This window comes from Pseudomonas sp. D2002, from assembly GCF_013385735.1.
Taxonomy (GTDB): Bacteria; Pseudomonadota; Gammaproteobacteria; order Pseudomonadales; family Pseudomonadaceae; genus Aquipseudomonas.
Genome location: NZ_JACAPL010000019.1, coordinates 1 through 6,568 on the forward strand (window position 1 = coordinate 1; position 6,568 = coordinate 6,568).

The window sequence follows — 6,568 nt, forward strand, 5'->3', positions numbered from 1 at the left end:
GAGCCCTTTGCTTACTTTGGGCTGGGCCGGCATTCCGGCTTTTCCAAAGTGAGCCGCCGTAAGGGCGGAACCAATAGCCGCCCTAACCTAAATAACGGATATGTACCCAACGCCCCCAAGATAAACCTCAACCCTTACCCGGCCCATTCCCGATCTGCCACACAAACGGTGGCTCAGCCCCATTAATCACCCAGTCCCCCACAATCCGCGCCTTGTAGATCACCGGATTATGCGAAGACACCGTCCGCGCATTCCGCCAATGGCGATCAAGCGCTTTGCCCTGGCGCACATCCGACGCCCCCAGCGCATTAAACAACTCGGTCGTCGCCCGCTGGATCAACGCGGACACCACCACCTGCGCCGTCGCCGATTCAATCTCCGCCGCCACATTCGCCTCACGCTCTGCCGCCTCATCCCCACCAAACCGCGCCACGTACGCCCGTTGCGCCGGCACTGAGGCCTTCAACGCACTGGCCTCAGCGGCATACACCAGCGCCGCCACATCACCCACGACCTGTTGAACCTGCGCATCCTGGCTGACATGCGCAGCATTCCCATGGCTGTAAATGCGCTTGCGGCTGCGCACCTGATGCGCCACGTCATTGAGCGCCGCGCGACCAATCCCGGCCAGGCTCGCCAGCAATACCAACTGGTAAAACGCGGTCTGGTATTTAAACCGCGTGGCAAAGTCGATCACGTTTTCCGCTTCCACCACGGCATCGGTAAACCGCGTGGTGCCGCTGCCGGTGGTGCGCTGGCCGAAGCCGTCCCAATCATCGCTTTGCACCACGCCAGGCTGACGTGTGCGGGTGGCCGCGATCACATCGCCACCGGTGTCGCTGCGCTGCGCGTACACGTCGATCCAGTCGGAGAACAGGCTGCCGGTGCTGTAGAACTTTTCACCGTTGAGTTTCCACGTCTCGCCGTCAGGGCTGACCTGGGTGACTACATCGCCGATGGCCACGTTGCCGATTTCGGTCCAGGCGCAGCCGATGATATCGCCGTCGACAAAACGCTTGAACCACACCTCACGGCCCGCGCTCGGTGGTGCGTTCAGGCGGTCTTCGGCGAAGGCGAAATGCCCGCGCAAGGCCTGCGGCACATTGGAGTCGGCGGCCGCCAGTTCGATCAGCAACTCGAACAGCTGCGGCAGCGACGCGCCACCGCCACCGTATTCCACCGGCACCCGCACCGCGCCAAACCCGGCGTCTTTGAGCCATTGGATCGGTTCGTAGGGCAGGGTGCGCGTGTGTTCGCGCTCCACCGCGCCCTCGGCGATGCGCTGGAAGATCGGCCGAAAGCGTGCGGCCAACGTGGGGTAGTCGACGCCGGTAGACAGCGGGTTGATGACGTGTTGCTCGGTCATGGGGACGGCTCCTTGGCAGTGATCAATGCTTGGGGTGATTGCACAGTCCGTGCCGGACCCTTCAGCCCCTATTTGCGGGCGAAGGGCTGCGCCCACTGTTGCTCCAGCAACAGCAGATGGACAAACCGGCGCGATCCCCGACATCAAAGGCTCGGCAGTTCAACCTTGCGTTCAGGGCCGTGACGCCCATGGCCAGGGCCTTTGCCGTTGCCTGGCACGCTTGCTGCTCAAGCCCTGGGTACATCCTTCGTGCGAGGTACTGCCAGATGAGTCAGCAAGCTGTGAAATTTGCCTATTGGGTGCCCAACGTCAGCGGTGGGCTGGTGGTGAGCAAGATTGAACAACGCACCCATTGGGGCATCGATTACAACCGCAAACTCGCGCAGCTGGCCGAAGCGGCCGGCTTCGAATACGGCCTGACGCAAATTCGCTTTACCGCCGGTTACGGCGCGGAAAACCAGCATGAATCCGTGGCCTTCAGCCATGCACTGCTGGCGGCGACCACCACGCTCAAGGTGATCGCGGCGATCCTGCCCGGCCCGTGGCAGCCGGCCCTGGCGGCCAAGCAACTGGCAACCATCGACCAGCTCACCAACGGCCGTATCGCGGTGAATATCGTCAGCGGTTGGTTCAAGGGCGAGTTCCAGGCCATCGGCGAACACTGGCTGGAGCACGATGAGCGTTATCGGCGTTCCGAGGAGTTTATCCGCGCGCTGAAAGGCATCTGGACCCAGGACGATTTCACCTTCAAAGGCGACTTCTATCGTTTCAACAACTACACCCTCAAGCCCAAGCCACTGGGCCAGCCGGAAGTGTTCCAGGGCGGCAGTTCGCGGGCGGCGCGGGACATGGCTGCGCGCGTATCGGACTGGTATTTCACCAACGGCAACACGCCGGAAGGCATCAAGGCCCAGGTCGACGATATCCGCGCCAAGGCCGCCGCGAATAATCATTCGGTGAAAGTCGGCGTCAACGCGTTTGTGATCGCCCGAGACACCGAGGAAGAAGCCCGTGCCGTACTCGCCGAAATTATCGACAAGGCTGACCCGGAGGCGGTAAATGCCTTTGGTGACGCGGCCAAACAGGCCGGTAAAGCCTCTCCGGAAGGCGAGGGCAACTGGGCCAAATCCAGCTTTGAAGACCTGGTGCAGTACAACGACGGCTTCAAGACAAACCTGATCGGCACCCCGCAACAGATTGCCGAGCGCATCGTCGCGCTCAAGGCCGTGGGCGTGGACCTGGTGCTGGCGGGCTTCCTGCACTTTCAGGAGGAAGTCGAGTACTTCGGCAAGCGCGTGTTGCCGCTGGTGCGCGAGCTGGAAGCCAAGGCCGGGATCAAGCAGGTGGCCTGAGCCTTTACCGAGTGAAGAGCACCACCGCCGCGCGTAACTTGTTGTTGCCAAACCGGCACATTCGATCGAACTCCGCGTGGCTGACCGGCAAGTGCTGGCAGTCCAGCGGCTGGCGGTGTTGGCTGTGGTCCACGTCCGGGTCGTGCAGGTAGACAAAGTCGTCGTCGCAATCGGTGACCATCACCCAATGCGGCGACTTGGAGCGGGTGAGGCGGTAGCTGCTGATCAACACCAGCGGCTGCCCGCCAGCCTGCAAAACCTGCGGTAAATCCAGCGCGCCGCCGAGCACCTGCTCGACGTCGCTGCCCGCCAGTTCCTCCTCAAACGCCTCGTGCACCAGGCGCATGACGTCCTTTTTATGCTGATCGCGCACGCCGTCCAGAAACAGCGGCCCGCGCACATTCACCTGCATGCGCACCCGAAAGCCGCGACGCCAGGCCGCCAGCGCCAAGCCTTGCGGGCTGCAGCCGCCGTGGCCGGCGGTCATGAACACGGTGGTTGCTTCACGCCAGATTTGCAGTTCTTCGCGCCGCCCAGCCACGCGGCCCGGCACCAGCGCGCCCATGGCCATCAGCAGGCACGCGGCGCCGCAGGTGAAATCGGTGGTCTGCTGGTAATACGGCACGCTTTGCGGGCGGGCGTGCTGAGGCTGCACGATGCGTTTTTCCAGGCGCAGGGCCGGGGCGTGGTCTTCGTAGTAGTCGTTGATCAGCGCAAAGCGCCGGTAGCCAGTGCGCTCATACAAGGCGAGGGCGCCGGGGTTGTCGGTGCGCACTTCCAGGCGCAGGTAGGCGCAATCATGCGCCACCGCGCAGGCTTCGATGCGCGCCAGCAACTGTTTGCCCAGGCCCATGCCGCGCGCATGTTCGGCGATGGCGATGGAATACAGGCGTGCCAGCGAGGTGCCGCGATGGAACAGTACCAAGGCGTAACCGAGCAAACCGGCGTCTGTTTCGGCGACCAGCAACTGGCCATGGGCGCGGCTGATCATCCACTGGAAACTGCGCGGCGAGAGCCGGTCGGTGGTGAAACAATGCTGTTCCAGTGCCACCAGTTCGGGCACATCAGCGGGAGTTGCAACGCGAAAGGAAAGAGCCATATGACCGCCGTAAAAGTTGCGTAACGAAACGGGACTTCTCTAAAAGATCGTGCTTAATAGAAAAGGTCGAGTTCTCTAAAGCGGATCAAATATTATGTCGGCGGTACAAAGTCATTGGCGTGAAGTATCCGAGCAAACTGTCGCGGCGACAATAACTTCCAAAGGTTATTTTTCTCCACCTCTTAAAGGCTCCAGTCAAGTCGTGATCATTGTCGAACGCAAGGAAGATTGGGCCTCCTATTTCCCCAGCGAAGACATCGTCACCGCCCAGGAATACCTCGAGCAAACCCGCGAGAACGAGACGGGCAAGCGCGTGCAGGTGATCAATCTGTGCCGCAGCTACAAGTACCTGGGGCACGGTTACTACTGCTCGCTGCTGGCCGAGGCGCGCGGGCACAAGGTGATTCCGTCGGTGCGCACCATCAGCGAACTGACCAAAAAGTCGTTGTATGGCCTGTCGCTGGATGACCTGGATAAAACCCTCGATAAAGCCTTGAGTCATCACCTCTACAGCAATACCGAAGGCTTTACCCTGACACTTTATTTTGGCCGAACCAATATAGAACCGTTGCAGGAGTTGGCCCGCCAGTTGTTTGAAACCTTTCCGTGCCCGATCCTGTTAGTTGAGTTTCGCAAGAACAACGGCTGGCACATCGAAGGGGTCAAATCCGGCGTGCTGCACAAGTTGCGCGATGACCAGGAAGACCAGTTCGCCCACGCCCTCGACAACTTCAGCCGCAAAATCTGGCGCCAACCGCGCTCGCGTCGTTTGGCCCGTTATGACCTGGCCATACTCCACGATCCCCAGGAACAACTGCCGCCGTCGAATGCCAAGGCGCTGGAGAATTTCGTGCGGGTCGGCAAGGGCTTGGGCATTGATGTGGAACTGATCGAACGCAAGGATTACTCGCGCCTGGCCGAATACGACGCCTTGCTGATCCGCGAGACCACCAGTGTCGACAACCACACTTACCGTTTCGCCAAAAAGGCCGAAAGCGAAGGGCTGGTGGTGATGGACGACCCGGCGTCGATCCTGCGCTGCACCAACAAGGTTTACCTCACCGACTTACTCAACAGCCATCAACTGGGCATGCCCGCCACCGAGATTCTGTACAAGGAGCGACCGGAAGATTTCGAACGGGTCGGCGAACGCCTGGGCTTCCCGCTGGTGCTGAAGATCCCCGACGGTTGCTTCTCGCGCGGTGTGATCAAGGTGGAAAGCCAGGCGGCGTTGCTCAAGGCCACCGCCGAGTTGTTCGAACATTCAGTGCTGTTGCTGGCCCAGGAGTTTTTCTACACCGAGTACGACTGGCGCATCGGCGTCCTCAACCGCAAGCCGATCTTTGCCTGCCAATACTTCATGTCCAAGGGCCATTGGCAGATCTACAACCACAAGGCCATCGGCCAGGACATCAACGGTGAATGCCGCACCCTGGCGGTCCACGAAGCACCCAAGGCGGTGGTCGAGCTGGCGGTGAAGACCGCCAACCTGATCGGCGACGGCCTCTACGGCGTCGACCTCAAGCAGTCCGGCGACAAGGTGGTGGTGATCGAGGTTAACGACAACCCCAACATGGACGCCGGCATCGAAGACGCCTACCTGCAAGACGACCTGTATGCCCTGGTGCTGGAGGAGTTTGTGCGGCGCCTTGAGTTGAAACGCCAGGGCCAGGTGTGGTGACGCGCGATGATCCAGCGCTTTGAATTGACCGATGGCAAGCTGCGCGGTAGCGAGGGCGATGACGCCCCGATCATGTTATTCAACAACCCCAACCAGGCCGAGCGTGAGTGGCTGCGCGATCACCACAAGTTGGATGAACATGCCCTGGCCTCGGCGCTCGACCCGGATGAAGTGTCGCGCATCGAATTTCACCCGGACAACCTGTTCCTGATCTGGAAGCGCCCGGAAAACTATTCCGGCGGTGGCAACCTGGTGTTTGAGGTGTCGTCCTGCGGGCTGTTGTTTTCGCCGGACCGCCTGCTGGTGATCGCCACCGATGAAACCCCGTTGTCCGGGCTCGGCGCACGCCGGCCGCTGCACACGCCGTTGGATGTGCTGCTCGATCTGCTGCTCAACAACATCCATCACTACCTGGGCCATCTCAAGGTGATAAAGCTGGTGGCGCGGGAGTCGCAGCAGCAGTTCAACGCTTCGATGAGCAACCATCACCTGATGCAGATGTTCAGCCTGAGTGAGAGCCTGATCTATTACATCAACGCGCTGCACAGCAATGGCGCGGTGCTGTCGCGCCTGCGCAACCACGCGGAAAAGGAGCATTTCAGTGCCGAGATTCTGGGCCTGATTGATGACCTGATCATCGAGAATCACCAGTGCTACAAGCAGGCGGAGATCTATTCCAATGTGTTTTCCGGGTTGATCGACGCGCGCGGCAACCTTATGAACAACAGCATGAACAACCTGCTGCGCAAGCTGACGTTGATTAACGTGGTGTTCCTGCCGCTTAACCTGATTGCCAGCGTGGGCGGTATGTCGGAGTTCAGCATGATGACGGCGGGCACGCCGTGGTGGGTGTCGTACCCGCTGTTTCTGCTGGCGATGGCGATGGGGGCCGGTTTGATGGTGCTTGGGCTTAAGCGGATTGCAGGCGGCGCCAATGTCGTGTGAAGGCTGATCAACTGTGGCAGCCGGCTTGCCTGTGATGGCGGTGGGTCAGTCAATAAATTGTCGACTGATGTTTGGCAGGGCTGCTGGGTACATATCCGTTATTTGGTCACGGCTGGTATTGGTTC

General features: G+C 60.6%; 5 protein-coding genes. 3 read left to right on the forward strand and 2 right to left on the reverse strand.

Annotated elements, in window-relative coordinates; translation table 11 throughout:
• Positions 1 to 127 precede the first annotated feature (127 nt).
• The gene (locus tag HX783_RS26530; RefSeq protein ID WP_177018828.1) at positions 128 to 1,366 is read right to left on the reverse strand and encodes an acyl-CoA dehydrogenase family protein; all 1,239 of its coding nucleotides are present in this window, start codon (positions 1,364 to 1,366) and stop codon (positions 128 to 130) included.
• 266 nt (positions 1,367 to 1,632) lie between these two features.
• Here HX783_RS26530 and sfnG point away from each other — a divergent pair, with 266 nt between their 5' ends.
• Positions 1,633 to 2,718, forward strand: coding sequence for a dimethylsulfone monooxygenase SfnG (gene sfnG, locus HX783_RS26535; RefSeq protein WP_012723918.1), 1,086 nt, complete (start codon positions 1,633 to 1,635; stop codon positions 2,716 to 2,718).
• A 4-nt stretch (positions 2,719 to 2,722) separates the two neighbouring features.
• On the opposite strand, the gene HX783_RS26540 is transcribed toward sfnG, so the two are convergent.
• Entirely contained in the window at positions 2,723 to 3,817 is a 1,095-nt protein-coding gene (locus HX783_RS26540) for a GNAT family N-acetyltransferase/peptidase C39 family protein (protein ID WP_159957097.1), read from the reverse strand.
• Between the two features lie 94 nt (positions 3,818 to 3,911).
• On the opposite strand from HX783_RS26540, the gene HX783_RS26545 reads away from it, so the two are divergent.
• Together HX783_RS26545 and HX783_RS26550 are read left to right on the forward strand one after the other, a co-directional pair.
• Positions 3,912 to 5,498 (forward strand): RimK family protein, encoded by a 1,587-nt coding sequence (locus HX783_RS26545; RefSeq protein WP_218175384.1) that lies wholly within the window; start codon positions 3,912 to 3,914, stop codon positions 5,496 to 5,498.
• 6 nt (positions 5,499 to 5,504) lie between these two features.
• Complete coding sequence (locus tag HX783_RS26550) at positions 5,505 to 6,443, forward strand: magnesium transporter CorA family protein (RefSeq protein WP_177018829.1); 939 nt, start codon at positions 5,505 to 5,507, stop codon at positions 6,441 to 6,443.
• Positions 6,444 to 6,568: the final 125 nt, after the last annotated feature.

Coding starts and splice junctions, on each gene's coding strand:
- HX783_RS26530 (WP_177018828.1), bottom strand. CDS start 1,366: ATGACCGAGCAACACGTCATCAACCCGCTGTCTACCGGCGTCGACTAC.
- sfnG (WP_012723918.1), top strand. CDS start 1,633: ATGAGTCAGCAAGCTGTGAAATTTGCCTATTGGGTGCCCAACGTCAGC.
- HX783_RS26540 (WP_159957097.1), bottom strand. CDS start 3,817: ATGGCTCTTTCCTTTCGCGTTGCAACTCCCGCTGATGTGCCCGAACTG.
- HX783_RS26545 (WP_218175384.1), top strand. CDS start 3,912: ATGTCGGCGGTACAAAGTCATTGGCGTGAAGTATCCGAGCAAACTGTC.
- HX783_RS26550 (WP_177018829.1), top strand. CDS start 5,505: ATGATCCAGCGCTTTGAATTGACCGATGGCAAGCTGCGCGGTAGCGAG.